Here is a 15556-nt window from a genome sequence, read left to right as displayed (position 1 = left end):
TCCCCGGGATTCGCCGTGGTTGCTTTCGCCGCTGGCCTAAATCAGCCGCGGGGAATGATCAACAGGACAAAGGCGCGCGTCTCGGGCTCAGGTGACGCGCGACCGGGTCTGGTATTCGGGGGCCTCGTAAGCGCGGGTCTTGATCACCTCTTCGAGGATCTCGGCGGCGCGGATCACGTCGCCCTCATCGAGATAGAGCGGCGTGAAGCCGAAGCGCATGATGTCGGGCGCGCGAAAATCGCCGATGACGCCACGCGCGATGAGCGCCTGCATGGCGGCGTAGCTGTGCGCGAAGGCAAAGGAAACCTGGCTGCCGCGCGTCGAGGGATCGGTGGGAGAGGCGAGGCGCAGCTCGGGGCATCGGGCGGTAACCTCGCGGATGAAGCAATCCGACAGGGCCAGTGAGGCCTTGCGCAGATCATCCATGTCGACCCCGTCCCAGGCCTTGAGCGCCTCTTGCAGAACCGCCAGCTGCAAGATCGGCGGCGTTCCAACGCGAAGCCGTTCGGTGGCCATGGCAGGGCGGTATCCCAGTTCCATCGCAAAGGGCGCGTCGTGGCCGAGCCAGCCGGAGAGCGCCGGTTGCACGCCCTCGATGATATCGGGGCGGGCATAGATGAAGGCCGGCGCGCCGGGGCCGCCGTTGAGGTATTTGTAGCTGCAGCCCACGGCGAATTCGGCATTGCTGGCGGCCATATCGACCGGCACGGCCCCCGCCGAATGGGCAAGATCCCAAATCATCACCGCGCCCATGGCATGGGCCTTTTCGGTGATCGCCTTCATGTCGTGCATCCGGCCGGACCGGTAATCCACATGGGTCAGCATGACGACGGCCACCTCTTCGGTGATCGCGTCGGCCACATCTTCGGGCGCGGGGGTGCGCAGCGCGTATCCCTTGTCGATAGTGCCGATCAGCCCCTGCGCCATATAGAGGTCGGAGGGGAAATTGCCATTGTCCGACAGGATCACGCGGCGGTCGGGGCGCATCTTCAGGGCGGCGGCCAGCGCCTGATAGACCTTGATCGACAGCGTGTCGCCGGTGGCAACAGACCCCGCAGGCGCGCCGATCAATTGCCCGATCCGGTCGCCCACCACGCGGGGCAGGTCCATCCAGCCCGCCACGTTCCAGGCGCGGATCAGCTGCCCGCCCCATTCCTGCTCGATCACGTGCGTTGCCCGCGCCGCAGCGCCCTTGGGCAGCACGCCAAGCGAGTTGCCATCCAGATAGATCACGCCTTCGGGGATCTCGAACAGGTCTTTGCGGGGCAGCGATACGCCCATGTTAAAGGTCTCCTCTGACATGCCAGAGCTCGGGGAACAGCTCCACCTCCAGCATTCGGCGCAGGTATTGCACGCCCGAGGTGCCGCCGGTACCCCGTTTGAAGCCGATGACACGTTCCACGGTGGTGACGTGGTTGAAGCGCCAGCGGCGGAAATAGTCCTCAAGGTCCACCAGCTTTTCACCCAATTCATAGAGCGTCCAGTGCCGGTCTACATTTTCATAGACGGTCTTCCAGCGCGCCTGAATTTCGGGGCGGGCGCTGTGTGGGGTATTCAATTGAGGGTCCGGGGTCGGGTCCGGCCCGTCGACCTCGGCAAACAGCAGCGTAACCACTTCGTCATAGAAACTTGGCCGGGCCAGTTCGGCCTCCAGTATAGCCGCGACGCCGGGCACATGGGCATGCGGTTTGACCATGTTCGGGTTGCGGTTGCCCAGGACGAACTCGATCAGTCGGTACTGGTAGGACTGAAACCCGGAGGACGGCCCGAGGGTCGCGCGGAACCGCGTGTAGTCCGCTGGCGTCATCGTGCGCAGCACGTCCCAGGCGTTGTTCAGCTGCTCGAAAATGCGGGCAACGCGGGCGAGCATCTTGAACATTTGCGACATCTGTCCCGCGTGCAGAGCGTCACGCGCCGCAGAAAGTTCATGGATCGCCAGTTTCATCCACAGCTCGCTGGTTTGGTGCTGGATGATGAACAGCATTTCGTCATGGGCATCCGACAGCGGGTGCTGCTGCTGCAAAATCCCGTCGAGATGCAGGTAGTCGCCGTAGGACATGGCGGCGCGGAAATCCATCTGCGCGCCGTCGCTGCCGGGGTTGTAAGGTTGGTCGCCCATGGCGCGCCTCCTGAGATCGGATGTGGTGCGAGTCTCCCTGTGCGCGACCCTATGGGCTGCCTGATTTTGTTTCAAGCTTAAAATAGTTGGAGATCAGGACCGGCGGTAGGCGGTCGGGGGCTGGCCGAATTCCCGGCGAAAGGCGCGGGTCATGGCACTTGCATCGCCATAGCCGCAGCGGGTGGCGATTTCGGCCACGGAAAGCGTTGTGCGCTCAGTCAGCAGCCGCGCCTGACGGAGCCTGAGCGCCGTATAGACCGCGCGCGGGGCCATGCCCGTTTCGCGGGCGAAATGCGCCTCCAGCCCCCGTTGGCTGAGCGACAGGCGCGCGGCGATCTCGCCCACGGGCAGGGGCGTTTCGATGTTACGGCGCATGATCGAGACGGCTGCCTGAACCAGCCGGTCGCGCGACAGGCGGGTCAGGGGATCGGCGCGCGGGTCGGCCTCGCCATGCATGAAGAGCGCGGCCACCTCCAGCCGCAGCATCGCCCCGTGATGGGTGTCGATCAGATGCAGCATCAGCTCAAACGTCGTCGTGGTGCCGCCGCAGCTGATCCGGTTGCCGTCAATGACGAAGCGATCTTCGGTCACCGTCACATCGGGGAAACGTTCGGCCAGCGTGTCCATCTCGTCCCAGTGGATCGTCGCGCACCGCCCGTCGAGCAGCCCCGCCGCCGCCATCAGATAGCTGCCGGTATCGAGCCCCACGACCGTCCGAAACCGCCCTGCCGCCGCCCGCAAGGCGCGGGTGAGGGCAGGGGTGGCATGGCGTTCGAACTCATAGCTCGGCATCACCAGCAGATAGTCGCCGCCCGGATGATCCGAGAGCCGCGCCTGCGGCTGCACGGTGAGGCCCGAGGAAGACGCCACGCCCGCCCCGTCGAGGCTGAGGAACTGCCAGTCATAGAGCCCCCGCCGTGACAGCATGTTGGCCCCGCGCAACGGTTCCACCGCGTTGGCGAGGCAGTGGTTGGAGAAGGCCGGGAAAAGCAGCACGCCGATGCTGCGGGGCGGCGTAATCTGTTGCGGATTCTGCATGGTTATTGGCTAATTCTGCATGATCGTCCAATGCGCATCTTCCATAGTCTCGGCAACAGGACAAGGGAGAAGGCTCATGCAGTTCGGTCTGACCGATGAACAGGAGATGATCGTCTCCACCGTGCGCAGCTTCGTGGAAAAGGAAATCTACCCCCATGAGGACCTGGTGGAACGCACCGGCGAAGTGCCGAAAGAGGTGGCCGACGAGATCAAGCGCAAGACGATCGAGCTGGGATTCTACGCCTGCAACTTCCCCGAGGAAGTGGGCGGCGCTGGTCTGAACCATCTGGAATTTGCCCTGGTGGAGCGGGAATTGGGGCGCGGGTCCATGGCGCTGAACCACTTCTTCGGGCGGCCCCAGAACATCCTGATGGCCTGCGAGGGCGATCAGAAGGAACGCTATTTGCTGCCCGCCGTGCGGGGCGAGCGGATGGATGCGCTGGCGATGACCGAACCGGGCGCAGGGTCCGACGTGCGGGGGATGAAATGTTCCGCCGTGCGCGATGGCGGCGATTGGGTCGTGAATGGCACCAAGCATTTCATTTCCGGCGCGGATCATGCGGATTTCATCATCGTCTTCATCGCCACGGGCGAGGACATGACGCCCAAGGGCCCCAAGAAGCGGATCACCGCGTTTCTGGTCGACAGGGGCACGCCCGGCTTCACCATCCGCGACGGCTACAAATCCGTCAGCCACCGGGGCTACAAGAACATGATCCTGGAATTCGACGATTGCCGCCTGCCCGACGCGCAGGTTCTGGGTGAGGTCGATGGCGGGTTCGAGGTGATGAACACCTGGCTCTATGCCACGCGGATCACGGTTGCCACGATGAGCGTCGGCCGCGCCCGGCGGGTCTTCGACTATGCGCTGACCTACGCGGCGGAGCGGGAACAGTTCGGCCAGCAGATTGCGAAATTCCAGGGCGTGAGCTTTCAGATCGCGGATATGATCACCGAGATCGACGCGGCGGACCTTCTGACGCTGAACTCCGCGTGGCGGCTCGACCAGGGGCTGCCCGCGAACCGCGAGATCGCCTCGGCCAAGGTTTACGCCACCGAGATGCTGGCACGGGTCACGGACGCGGCCCTGCAGATCTATGGCGGCATGGGGCTGATGAGCGACTATCCGATCGAGCGGTTCTGGCGCGATGCGCGGGTGGAACGGATCTGGGATGGCACCAGCGAGATTCAGCGCCATATCATCAGTCGCGAGCTGTTCCGGCCTTTGGGTGCATGATGAGAGGGATTTCGCCGCGCGTCGCGCGTCGATCCACGCGGTCCTGCGGACCGCGAAAAGGGGGCTCCGCCCCCGTCGCCTTGTGGCGACTCCCCCGAGGTATTTTTGCCAAGATGAAAGCAGGTGCGAGGTGATCTTTGGGACGTGATCTGAACCGGCTGCTGCGGCCCGCGAGCATTGCGGTGATTGGCGGTGGTGCGTGGTGTGCGAATGTGCTGCGCGAATGCCTCAAGATCGGGTTTTCGGGTGATCTGTGGCCCGTGCATCCGCGCCGGAGCGAGATGGCGGGCCTGCCGGTGTTCGCACGGGTCGAAGACCTGCCGGGGGTGCCCGATGCGGTTTTCATCGGCGTGAACCGGCATGTGACGGTGGAATCCGTGGCGCTGCTGTCGAAGATGGGCGCGGGCGGCGCGGTGTGTTTTGCCAGCGGCTTTTCGGAGGCAGAAGCCGAGCTGGCGGACGGGCCGGAACTGCAGCGTGCGTTGGTGGCGGCGGCGGGGGATATGCCGGTGCTGGGGCCCAATTGCTACGGGTTTCTCAATGCTTTGGACGGGGCGTTGCTGTGGCCCGATCAGCATGGGTTGGTGCCTGTGGACAGCGGTGTGGCGATTGTCACGCAAAGCTCCAACATCGCGTGCAACCTGTCGATGCAGGCCCGTGGGCTGCCGATTGCCTATATCATGACCGCCGGAAATCAGGCGCAGACCGATCTGGCGATGATGGGGCGGGGGCTGCTGGCCGATCCTCGCGTGACCGCGCTTGGGCTGCATATCGAGGGGATATCCGACCTGCGCGGGTTCGAGGCGCTGGCGGCCACGGCGCGTGAGCTCAGCAAACCCATCGTGGCGGTCCGGATCGGCGCGTCGGAACAGGCGCGGGCGGCGACGGTGTCGCACACGGCCTCGGTCGCGGGGAGCGATGCGGGGGGGCGGGCGCTGCTGGCGCGGCTCGGGATCGCGCAGGCGCGGACCCTGGCCGAGATGCTGGAGACGCTGAAACTGCTGCATGTGGGCGGGCCGCTCGTGTCGAACCGGATCGGGTCACTCTCCTGTTCGGGGGGCGAGGCGAGCCTGATGGCGGATCTGAGCGTCGATACCGGGCTGGTCTTTCCGCCGCTAGAACCGGGGCAGAGGGCTGCATTGGCGGAGGCTTTGGGGCCGAAGGTGGCGCTGGCCAACCCGTTGGATTACCACACCTATATCTGGGGCGATCAGCCTGCCACCACACGCTGTTTCAGCGCCATGATGCAAGGCGATCTGGCCATGGGTTGCGCGGTGCTGGACTTCCCGCGAGAGGACCGCTGCGACGCCAGTGACTGGCACAAGGTGGTGGAGGCCATCGCCGATACGCAGGCCGCGACCGGCAAGCGCATGTGCATTCTGGCGAGCCTGCCGGAAACCCTGCCGGAAGCAGTGGCGGACCGGGCCGTGGCGCGCGGGATCGTGCCGTTTTCGGGGATGGGCGAGGCGTTGGCGGCGCTCGACCTAGGGGCTTGGCTGGGACAGGCACGGAAGGTGGCGGAGCCAGTGCTGCTCCCGGGTGACCCCATGGGCGCGCGGACGCTGACCGAGGCGGAGGCCAAGGCGGCGCTGGCAGGGCATGGTGTGCGGGTGCCGGGATCAGGCCGGGCCATGGGGGCCGCCGAGGCGGCAGAGATCGCGGCGGGCATCGGCTTTCCGGTGGTGCTGAAGGGCGAAGGCGTGGCCCATAAGACCGAGGCGGGCGCGGTGGTGCTGAACCTCGCGGATGCGGCGGCGGTCGAGGCGGCTGCTGCGGGGATGCAGGCAGCGTCCTTTCTGGTGGAAGAGATGGTGACGGGCGCGGTGGTCGAGCTGCTGGTCGGCGTCGTGCGCGACCCGGCGCATGGCTTTGTCCTGACCCTCGGGGCGGGGGGGACGCTGACCGAGATCCTTCGCGATACGGTGTCCATGCTGGTGCCCTCGACCCGTGACGACATTCGCGACGCCTTGAAAAAACTGAAGATTTCACCGCTTCTGGCTGGATATCGCGGGGCTGCTGCGGCTAACGTGGAGGCGGTGGTGGAGGCCGTGATGGCGGTTCAGGGCTTTGTGGAAGCCGAGGCCGCGCGGCTGGAGGAGATCGAGATCAACCCGCTAATCTGTACGGCCACGGCAGCGATTGCCGCCGATGCGCTGATCACAATCGGAGAGGACAGATGACAGAAAACCCCGTCCGCACGGACCGCCGTGGCCATGTGCTGGAGGTCACGCTTGACCGTCCGAAAGCCAATGCGATCGACATGAAAACCAGCCAGATCATGGGCGAGGTCTTTACCGAATTCCGAGACGATCCAGAGCTGCGCGTGGCGATTGTCACGGGCGGTGGCGAGAAGTTCTTCTGCGCCGGGTGGGATCTGAAGGCGGCCGCCGAGGGCGACCCGGTCGACGCCTATTACGGCAAGGGCGGATTTGGCGGATTGCAGGAATTGCGGGGACTGAATAAGCCTGTGATTTCAGCGGTTAACGGGATCTGCTGCGGGGGTGGGCTGGAACTGGCTCTGTCCGCTGACATCATCCTGGCCGCCGATCACGCCAGTTTTGCGCTGCCCGAAATCCGGTCGGGCACCGTGGCCGATGCGGCCAGCGTCAAGCTGCCCAAGCGTATCCCCTATCACATCGCCATGGAGATGCTGTTCACGGGCCGCTGGCTGGATGCGGAAGAGGCGGCGAGATGGGGCTTCGTGAACCATATTTATCCGGCAGATCAATTGCTTGCCAAAGCGCGGGAGATGGCGGAGCTGCTGGCCTCCGGGCCACCGCTGGTCTATGCGGCGATCAAGGAGATCGTGCGTGAGGCGGAGGATATGAAGTTCCAGGACGCCATGAACAAGATCACCAAAAGCCAGTTCGAGACGGTCGAAACGCTCTACCGGTCTGAGGATCAGCTGGAGGGATCGAAGGCCTTTGCCGAGGGGCGCGACCCGGTCTGGAAGGGGCGCTAGGCCCCGCGAAAAGAGGGGGGTGCCATGCGTACACCCCCTGTACACCCCCCGTACACCGGGCGTGCAGACCAAACTCAGATTTCCGAGTTGACCTGATCGGGCGCGAAACCTTGCCGCTTGCGGGGGGAAGAGGTTTCGAAACCTCTTTGAAAGGGCCTTCGAAGGCCCTTCCCCGCGCGGGAGGAGAGCGGTCCGCACCGGGTCGGACGGGACGCGTATGTCAGGGGCGTCGCGCGGGGTCTGTGTGCCATCACTGGCAGCTGGATCGGTGGTGAGGGCGGGATGCCTCCGGCGGAGGTATTTGGGCCAAGATGAAAGCTGCGGGGTGGCGATGCCGGTTGAGCGCGGGGTGGGCGGCGTCTTCGTCAATGTCATCATCGGAGGCAAGGGGAACCCCGTCAGTTTTATCAGGGACGGTTTCGCGGCCCTCGCGGGCCGCGGTCCGGTGCCGTCGAGAGGGTCAGCCAACCACTCTGTGACCGCGCCCACGCAGGCATTCCACGACGATGGCCTCGCGCCGGTCGCTGGCCTCGCTTGCCCCGGCTGCGGTGCCGACCAATGCGCCGACGACCAGACCGGCGGCGATGCCTTCGGACTCGCTTACGTCGTCATCAGCCATACCGGCCAGCGCGCCCACGCCCGCGCCAAGCGCGGCACTGCCAGCGGTCTGGCGGTCGAACTGGCGCTGATTGGCGGCCAGTGTCTGGCAGGCGCGCAGATCCCGGGCATAGGCGGCGGTCGGCTCGCCATCGAGAATCGGCGCGTAGTTGGCGCCGCTTTCGGCGCAGGCAGAGACCAGGGCGACGATCAGCAGGGGAGAGAAGGTCAAGACAGGGTTCATGGAGGATGTCCTTTCAGAGTTTCATGAGTGGGGAGAGGAAGGGGAAGGGGTGAACCGGTAGATGCGCGGGGGGGTCGGGGAGGCCCATATCGGCGCGCAACCGGCCGGGCAGGGCGGCCAGCGGGTCGGTCCAAAGGGTAAAGCGTCGCCGGGACAGGCGGGTGATCAGGCAGGATTTCATGGGGGCCGTCCTTGGGGTGTTTCGATGGCAGCGATCTAGGCCCGGGGCCGCAGCCTCGCCATGACCTTGCGTTCCAACCTGTTGGCAATTCGTGCCAGCGCGGCTAGGTCTGGGACACAGCGATTGGAATGACGGTATGATTGCAGCGACAGGCCCGACGGCGGCGGCGGGGATCGTGAAGGGTTTTCTGGACTATGCGGTGGCCGAGGGCGCGGACCGGGCGGGGTTGCTTGCGGCCTCGGGGCTGGCAGGCATGGACCTGTCCGATCAGGATGCGCGGGTGCCGCTCGGGGCCTACAAGGCGCTGATCGAGGCGGCCTGTGCAGCCACCGGGGACGGGGCCTTGCCCATCCGCTACAGCCTTGGCACCAGGCTGGAGGAGGTCTCGATCGTCGGGCTGATCGTGCATTCCTCTGCCTCGATGGCGGAGTCGATGGCACAGCTCAATCGTTATGCCAAGCTGATGGTGGAGCTCGACATCATGAACGGGGCGGAACGCTATAGCGTCAGCCCGGAAAACGGCCAGATCTGGATTGTCGACAACCGGCCCGATCCCAACAGCTTTCCGGCGCTGACCGAAACCGCCTTCGCCCGCTTCATCGGAGAGTTCCGGCGCAGCTTCCCCAAGGCGGATTTCGCGCTGGAGATGGAGGTGAGCTATCCCGCCCCGCCGCATGCCGCCGCCTACGAGGACTTGTATCGCGTGCCGGTGCGCTTTGGCGCGGCGCGCAATGCGATCCGCATTGAACCCAGATGGCTGGAGGTCGAGTGGGAGGAAACCAGCCGCTATGTCTTCGGCATCTTCGCCAGCCGCGCCGATCAGTTGCTGGAGGAGCTGTCGCGCGACGGGTCGGTCAGGGCGCAGGTGGAAGCGCGGCTGATGGCGATCCTGCACGAGGGCGATATCTCGATGGACCAGATGGCGGCAGATCTGGGGATGAGCCGCCAGACGCTGTATCGGCGGCTGAAGGAAGAGGGCGCAACCTTTGGCGGGGTGCATGACGCGCTGCGCCAGCGGATGGCCTGCGATTACCTGTCGGCGCGCAAGGTGTCGGTCAACCAGACCGCCTATCTGGTGGGGTTTTCCGAACCCTCGTCCTTCGTGCGGGCCTTTCGCCGCTGGACCGGCCGAACCCCGAGCGATTTCCGCGCCGCCTGAGGGGAAATGAAAAACGGCACCCCGGAAGATGCCGTTTTCATGTCTCTGCTCGCGCCTCGCGGTGGCGCGTGGCTGTCATCAGACTTATGCCACAGCATCCGCGATGTCGCCCTTGTCTTCACGACGGGCAATGATGAACTTGTAGAGCGCGTTGGCGCCCATGGTGCAGCATACGACAGTGGCAATACAGGCCAGGTAGAGGGTCATTCTTAGTCTCCTTGCAATAATACGGGTCCGCAGAATGTGGCCCGGCTTTGTGGCAGGTTCGCGGCGCGGGCAGGGAAATTGGGGATCATTTTTTCAGTCAGGAAGGGGCAGGTCCGGGAGCGGGCAAATTTGGCGACCTCTTTCGCCCGGGAAGTCTGATAGACTTGTCTGGGCATTCCGGGGGCAGACAAGGATCGGAGATTTCGCATGCTGACGGCGTATGGGTGTGCAGGCCGTGCCTTGCAGGAGGCAGAGCCCGATCAGGCACTTTGGATCGACCTGTTCCAGCCCACACCCGAGGAGGTGGCGCTGCTGGCCGGGCTCGGGATTGACGTGCCGAGCCTTGCCGAGATGGAAGAGATCGAGCTGTCCAACCGGCTGTATCGCGACGAGGGGGCCGAGGTGCTGACCGTGGTGCTGACCGGTGAGAATGCAGAGGGAAACCAGGTGGCCGCACCGGTGGCCTTCATCCTGACGGCCAACCGTCTGGTCAGCGTGCGCCATCACCAGCCCCGCCCGTTCATTACCTATCCGGGTCGGGCCGGTCAGTCCTCGGCCGGGATCGACGCGCCGGATCGGGTTTTTCTGGGTCTGGCGCAAGAGATCGTGGCGCGGCTGGCCGATCTACTGGAAGGGGCTGGCCGGGTGCTGGACGACACCGCGCGGCAGGTCTTTGCGGGCGATGCCGGGCGCGACCCCGATGCGTTGCAGGCGACGTTGAGACAGGTGGGGTTGCAGGGCGAGGCGATTGGCCGGATCCGTCTGGCGCTGTTGACGCTGGAACGCGCCCTGAGCTTCTTCGATTCGGGCGACCGGGGCGCGGTGGTGGCCGGGCTGATCGCGGGGCTGCTGCGTGATGTCGAGGCGCTGTCGGAACATAGCGACTACCTGTCATCGCGCATCGGCCTGACCGTGGATGCGACGCTCGGGATGATCACCCTGGTGCAGAACTCCACGGTCCGCATCTTCTCGGTTCTGGCGGTGCTGTTCCTGCCGCCCACTTTGGTCGCGTCGATCTACGGAATGAATTTCGCGGTGATGCCGGAACTGGCGCAGCCATGGGGCTACCCGGGGGCGCTGGCGCTGATGCTGGCCTCGGCGGTCGGCTGCTATCTGGTGTTCAAGTGGAAAAAGTGGCTCTGATCAGCTCAGCATCCGGCGGAAGAGGCGGATGGGCAGGACGGATCCAAGCCGGAAGAAGGCAGCCATCGGCCACGGAAAGGACGTGGCGAAGCGGCGGGATTTCATCGCTTTCAGGGTGCGTGCGGCGGCGTCCTCGGGCGACAGGATGAAGGGCATATCGAAGCTGTTCTTCTCGGTCAGCCGGGTCTTGATGAAGCCGGGATTGATCTGTTGCACCTTCACGCCGGTGCCGCGCAGATCCATGTAGAGGTTTTCCGCCAGCTGCATCAGCGCGCCCTTGCTAGCGCTGTAGCCGATGGCACCCGGTAGCCCCCGGAACCCGGCGAGCGAGCCGATCAGCACGATATGGCCGCTGCCGCGGTCTGCCATCTGGGGCACCACGTGGCCGAGGCTGCGCAGGGCGCCGGTGAAATTGACCTCGGACACTTTCAGCGCCTGGTCGACGTCCCAATCCTGTGCGGTCATCGGCTCATAGGCCCCGGCGCAATAGATCACCCCGTCGATCTCGCCCAGATCCGCGACCGCCGCCTGCACCGATGCGCTGTCTGTCACGTCCATCGGCAGGGCGCGGGCGTGGGGCAGGGTGGCGGCAAGCGCCTCCAACCGGTCCGCATTGCGGGCCGACAGAATCATATGCGCGCCCTCGGCGGCCAACAGCCCGGCGAGGGCACGGCCAAGCCCTTCGGAGGCCCCGATCAGCCAATAGGTCTTGCCAGTGAACATATCAGGCCGCGGGGCGCATGGTGGCGATCAGTTCTGCCACCCGCAGACCGTATTTGCGCATCTCAGACCGGTTCATGATCACGCCATTGTCCATCAGATACATCCAGTCGGTCACGTCCAGAACATGCCCGCCCGCGTCTTCGGACAGTTTCAGCCGGTAGGTCATGCGCACCGTCGCGCCAGAGACCACGCCGCGCCCCGTGCCGATGATATCGTCTGCGGTGGCGGTGAAGGTTCCGTCATTGGCCACGTTGAGAAACCATTTGCGGTCCTGCGTGCCGCCGCCGGCGTAGCGGAAATGTTCCGCAAGCGTGCCGGTCGCCCCGGCCCATTCCCCCAGCATATCGGCAGTAAAGCGCGAGGTGACAGTGCCAAGCGGGCCGTAGATCACGCCCTCGCAATGGATGGGGCCGTTGAGGTGACGGCGGATGTCGAAATCGGGGCCGGTCTTTGCGTAGGCCTCTGGCGTCTGGCGGCGAAAGCTGAACCGCGCGCGGAAGGCGAGCCAAAGAACAAGCGTCAGGGCAAGCGCTGCAAAACCATAGCTCATCGGTTCGCCCCCCCGGCATGGGCCAGCGCCACCTGATGGACGCCGGTCTGGCCTGTCAGGAAGGCCGCCGTGCAGGAGCCCAGATAGAAGCGCCAGCCGCGCAGGAACTCTTCCGGCAGGCCAAGCCGGGCGATGCGGCGGCTCTCTGCATCCATCCGGGTCTGCCACGCCTTGGTGGTGGCGGCGTAGTGGTGCCCGAAGGCGAAATCATCGACCACCTGCAACCCGGCCCGCGCCGCCTGCTCCCGGATCACGGCCGGGGACAGCAGCATACCGCCGGGGAAGATATGCGAGCGGATGAAGTCGGACCCGCGCCGGTAGATACCGAAATAGTCATCGGGCACGGTAATGACCTGAAGCACCGCGCGGCCCCCGTCTGCCAGCCGATCCTTCAAGGCGCCGAAATAGGTGGGCCAATAGCGTTCGCCGACGGCCTCCACCATCTCGATCGACACGATATTGTCGAAGCGCCCACGCGTGTCGCGGTAGTCCTGAAGGCGGATCTCGGCCCGGCCATCAAGACGGGCATCGGCATAGCCCTTCTGGCTTGGCGAAAGGGTCAGGCCGGTCACCCGGCGGCCCCTGTCGGCGGCGGCCTCGGCGAAGCCGCCCCAGCCACAGCCGATCTCCAGCACGCTGTCCCCGGTCAACTGGTCGAGAATGCGGGCGTTCTTGCGGTCCTGCGCGCGGGCGAGGTCGCTGTCGCCCTCGGCAAAGAGTGCCGAGGAATAGGTCATCCCCCGGTCGAGCCAAAGGGAATAGAATTCGTTGCCCACATCGTAATGCTTGCGGATGTTGCGCGCGGCCCCGGTGCGGGAATTGGCCCGCATGACGGTGTTGAGCAGCCGGTAGCCGATGCGCGCCCAGAAGCCGCCATAGACGAAGCTTTCCAGCCGCTCCATGTTCTGCAGCGCCACCTGACAGAGGTCAGCGACCGAGGGCGTGTCCCAGAGCCCCGCCAGATAGGTCTCGCCCAAGCCGATATCGCCCTTCGCGGCGCAGGCGGTGACGACGGACCAGTCGTGGATCGTCATTTCCGCCTCGGGCAATCCAAGGCCAAAATCGTAGACCTCGCCCTCGGGCGTGCGCAGGCGCAGGCTGCCATGGGTGATCTGGCCACAGCTTTCCAGAAAGTCGCGTTTCACACGGGTGGTCAGGAACAGCATCAGCTTACCTCTTGGGTGGGGGCGTCGGGGCGGGGGCGGTAGACCGCCCCTTTCAGTTTCAGGCGAGCCGCGTGCCAATGGATCAGCAGCCATGTGCGCGCGGTGCCAAGTGGCCGGCGGATGGCGGCGGCCAGAAGCGTGGCGTTGGTCATCGGACGGCGCGCGCCGGTCAGGGTGGCAACGACGCCCTCGGGGCCGTTTTCATGGCCGATGCGGATGGCGATCCGATCTGGCGTGATGCGGAACTGAAAGCGGTAGCCGCCCTTGATCTCCTGGAAGGGGGACACATGCATCAGTTTGTCGGCCTCCAGCACATCCTGCGGCCGGATCGCGGCAAAGCCGGGATGGGCCGAGAGGTAGCTGTGGCGGTCGCCGAAAGTATTGGTGACCTCGGAAATGACCGCGACCAGATCGTCGCCCTGAAAGGCCAGCCAGAAGCTGACCGGGTTGAACACGCGGCCCAGAAAGGCTGGTTGCGTCAGCAGCAGGATGCGCGCGTCGGTCAGGCCGCGCTCTGCCAGCACCTCGCGCGCCCAGGCCACGCCGCGCCCCTTACCCGGTGCGCCGCCATGGTGGCGGTCCTGAGCGGAATAGATCCCCGCGCCGTTCCGGGCAAACAGCGCGGGGCCGTCACGGCTTTCGGGGTCGATCAGCACGAAATCCACCCCGTAGGTGAACGCATGCCTAATGCCCCCGCGCCGCGCATGGGTGGTCTGGCTTTTCAGATGTTCGGGCCAATGGCTCATGCCGCGATGACCTGCTGCTGGTCCTGCAACGCACGCGCAATGCGCACGGCGCTGGCGAACCCGTCCTCATGGAAGCCGTGGCGGGTATAGGCCCCGGCGAACCACGTGTTGTTGTGACCCTGCATCTCGCGCAGCTGCCCCTGCGCGCGCAGCGCGGCGAGGTCGAAGACCGGATGGGCAAAGGTGTTCTGATCATAGACCAGATCCTCGCGGATCGGGCGGGCGGGGTTGAGCGTGATGAAATGCGGGTCATCCTCGGGGATGTTCTGCAGCCGGTTCATCCAATAGCTGACGCCGATACGGGTGCTGTCGGCGGTTTTTTCGGCCTGATAGACCCAGGACGACCAGACCTTGCGCCGCTTGGGCATCTGGGCCGGATCGCGGTGCAGCCAGACCTCGTTATCCTGAAAACGGATCGCAGACAGCGCCTGCGCCTCGTCCTTGGTGGGCCGGTCCAGAAGCCGCAGGGCCTGATCGGAATGGCAGGCAAAGATGACGTGGTCGAAGACCTCGGCCGCGCCTTCGGTCACGATCGTGGCCGCGCCACCCGTCCGGCGTACGGATTTCACCGGCTGGCCGATGCGCAGATCGGTTCCGGTCTCACGCAAATATGCCTCCAACCGGCTGACATATTCGCGGCTGCCGCCATCGACCGTCCACCACTGGTGCTGGCCATGGGTCGACATCAGCGCATGGTTGCGGAAGAACTGAACCAGCGCCTTGGCCGGAAAGGACAGGATCTGTTCGGGCGGGGTGGACCAGATCGCGCCGGAGAGCGGCACAAGATAATAGTCGCGGAACCAGCGGCCCAGTTTCAGGTCGCGCATCAGGTCGGCGATCGTGGCGCTGTCGTCCTTGGCCAGTTCCTCGGCCCGCGCATTGAAGCGCAGGATATCGCGCAGCATCCGCAGGAAACCGGGGCGGGCGAGGTTCGACCTCTGCGCCAGAAGCGCGTCGAGATCCTTGAGCCCGTATTCGATGCGGCCATTATCCACCGTGGCCCCGAAGCTCATGTCGCTTTTCACGACCGGCACATCCAGATCCTGGAACATCCGGGTCATGTGCGGATAATTTGCGTAGTTGAAGACGATGAACCCGGTATCGACCGGCTGATCCCCGGTCTTTCCCGCCATCACGGTGCGGGCATGACCCCCAAGGCGCGGCTCGGCTTCATAAAGTGTCACCGCGTCGGTGCGCGACAGCAGCCATGCAGCGGCAAGCCCCGAGATGCCGCCACCGATGATGGCAATGCGGCGGGCGGGGCGAAAGGGGGCGTCAAAGGACATGGAAGTCTCCGCTGAGGTCGATTGCCTTGGATACGTGCCCGCAAAAACATCGGATCAATAATGATCCAGAATTTGCGCCCCCGCGTAGAAGTCGTATGTTGATGACGGTGGACATGACACGGGACGAGGCAGCGGCGCGGACACAGCGCCCGGTCCGTTTTGTGAAAAGGGAAAAGCGAACCGTGACCGACGGGCAGG

Annotated in this window: 16 protein-coding genes; 5 read left to right on the top strand and 11 right to left on the bottom strand. The window is 65.1% G+C overall.

Going from position 1 to position 15556, the window contains the following annotated elements:
• Positions 1-87: 87 nt before the first annotated feature.
• The 3 genes from kynU to EP237_RS16995 all read right to left on the bottom strand — a co-directional run bounded on the left by kynU (position 88) and on the right by EP237_RS16995 (position 3157).
• Positions 88-1281 carry a kynureninase gene (gene kynU / locus EP237_RS17005; RefSeq protein ID WP_127562099.1) on the bottom strand — a complete coding sequence of 398 codons (1194 nt, stop codon included), beginning with the start codon at positions 1279-1281 and terminating at the stop codon, positions 88-90.
• Position 1282: 1 nt separating this feature from the next.
• Positions 1283-2119 carry a tryptophan 2,3-dioxygenase gene (locus tag EP237_RS17000; protein ID WP_127562098.1) on the bottom strand — a complete coding sequence of 279 codons (837 nt, stop codon included), beginning with the start codon at positions 2117-2119 and terminating at the stop codon, positions 1283-1285.
• Positions 2120-2212: 93 nt separating this feature from the next.
• The gene (locus EP237_RS16995) at positions 2213-3157 is read right to left on the bottom strand and encodes a GlxA family transcriptional regulator (RefSeq protein WP_127562097.1); all 945 of its coding nucleotides are present in this window, start codon (positions 3155-3157) and stop codon (positions 2213-2215) included.
• Between the two features lie 76 nt (positions 3158-3233).
• Here EP237_RS16995 and EP237_RS16990 point away from each other — a divergent pair, with 76 nt between their 5' ends.
• The 3 genes from EP237_RS16990 to EP237_RS16980 all read left to right on the top strand — a co-directional run bounded on the left by EP237_RS16990 (position 3234) and on the right by EP237_RS16980 (position 7356).
• On the top strand, positions 3234-4394 hold the full coding sequence (locus EP237_RS16990; RefSeq protein WP_127562096.1) for an acyl-CoA dehydrogenase family protein: 1161 nt from the start codon (positions 3234-3236) through the stop codon (positions 4392-4394).
• A 137-nt stretch (positions 4395-4531) separates the two neighbouring features.
• Positions 4532-6574 (top strand): acetate--CoA ligase family protein, encoded by a 2043-nt coding sequence (locus tag EP237_RS16985; RefSeq protein WP_127562095.1) that lies wholly within the window; start codon positions 4532-4534, stop codon positions 6572-6574.
• Complete coding sequence (locus EP237_RS16980; RefSeq protein ID WP_127562094.1) at positions 6571-7356, top strand: carnitinyl-CoA dehydratase; 786 nt, start codon at positions 6571-6573, stop codon at positions 7354-7356. The genes EP237_RS16985 and EP237_RS16980 overlap by 4 nt, the downstream gene beginning before the upstream one ends.
• Positions 7357-7816: 460 nt before the next feature.
• Here the strand turns inward: EP237_RS16980 and EP237_RS16975 are convergent, their stop codons facing one another.
• Positions 7817-8197 carry a glycine zipper family protein gene (locus EP237_RS16975; protein ID WP_127562093.1) on the bottom strand — a complete coding sequence of 127 codons (381 nt, stop codon included), beginning with the start codon at positions 8195-8197 and terminating at the stop codon, positions 7817-7819.
• Between the two features lie 13 nt (positions 8198-8210).
• A complete protein-coding gene (locus EP237_RS23170; protein WP_164744745.1) occupies positions 8211-8378 on the bottom strand; it encodes a hypothetical protein in 168 nt (55 codons plus the stop codon).
• Between the two features lie 136 nt (positions 8379-8514).
• Between EP237_RS23170 and EP237_RS16970 the strand changes: the two genes are divergently transcribed.
• The gene (locus tag EP237_RS16970) at positions 8515-9537 is read left to right on the top strand and encodes an AraC family transcriptional regulator (protein ID WP_127562092.1); all 1023 of its coding nucleotides are present in this window, start codon (positions 8515-8517) and stop codon (positions 9535-9537) included.
• 84 nt (positions 9538-9621) lie between these two features.
• Here EP237_RS16970 and EP237_RS23715 read toward each other — a convergent pair whose 3' ends face one another.
• Complete coding sequence (locus EP237_RS23715; RefSeq protein ID WP_276317009.1) at positions 9622-9744, bottom strand: hypothetical protein; 123 nt, start codon at positions 9742-9744, stop codon at positions 9622-9624.
• Positions 9745-9951: 207 nt separating this feature from the next.
• Here EP237_RS23715 and EP237_RS16965 point away from each other — a divergent pair, with 207 nt between their 5' ends.
• Complete coding sequence (locus EP237_RS16965; protein ID WP_127562091.1) at positions 9952-10887, top strand: magnesium transporter CorA family protein; 936 nt, start codon at positions 9952-9954, stop codon at positions 10885-10887.
• Here the strand turns inward: EP237_RS16965 and EP237_RS16960 are convergent, their stop codons facing one another.
• From EP237_RS16960 to EP237_RS16940, 5 genes are read right to left on the bottom strand one after another with little or no spacing between them, the layout of a single operon-like run.
• A complete protein-coding gene (locus EP237_RS16960; RefSeq protein WP_127562090.1) occupies positions 10888-11610 on the bottom strand; it encodes an SDR family NAD(P)-dependent oxidoreductase in 723 nt (240 codons plus the stop codon).
• 1 nt (position 11611) lies between these two features.
• Positions 11612-12160, bottom strand: coding sequence for a DUF3833 domain-containing protein (locus tag EP237_RS16955; RefSeq protein WP_127562089.1), 549 nt, complete (start codon positions 12158-12160; stop codon positions 11612-11614).
• On the bottom strand, positions 12157-13326 hold the full coding sequence (locus EP237_RS16950) for an SAM-dependent methyltransferase (protein ID WP_127562088.1): 1170 nt from the start codon (positions 13324-13326) through the stop codon (positions 12157-12159). Before EP237_RS16950 ends, EP237_RS16955 begins: the two co-directional genes overlap by 4 nt.
• Entirely contained in the window at positions 13326-14072 is a 747-nt protein-coding gene (locus tag EP237_RS16945) for a DUF1365 domain-containing protein (RefSeq protein WP_127562087.1), read from the bottom strand. Before EP237_RS16945 ends, EP237_RS16950 begins: the two co-directional genes overlap by 1 nt.
• Positions 14069-15358: an NAD(P)/FAD-dependent oxidoreductase gene (locus EP237_RS16940; protein WP_127562086.1), complete on the bottom strand. Its 1290-nt coding sequence runs from the start codon at positions 15356-15358 to the stop codon at positions 14069-14071. Before EP237_RS16940 ends, EP237_RS16945 begins: the two co-directional genes overlap by 4 nt.
• Positions 15359-15556: the final 198 nt, after the last annotated feature.

The sequence above is a fragment of the Nioella ostreopsis genome, from assembly GCF_004000255.1.
Classification (GTDB): Bacteria; Pseudomonadota; Alphaproteobacteria; order Rhodobacterales; family Rhodobacteraceae; genus Nioella; species Nioella ostreopsis.
Note: the sequence above shows the minus strand (reverse complement) of the source record. Positions and strands in the feature narration are given on the sequence as shown.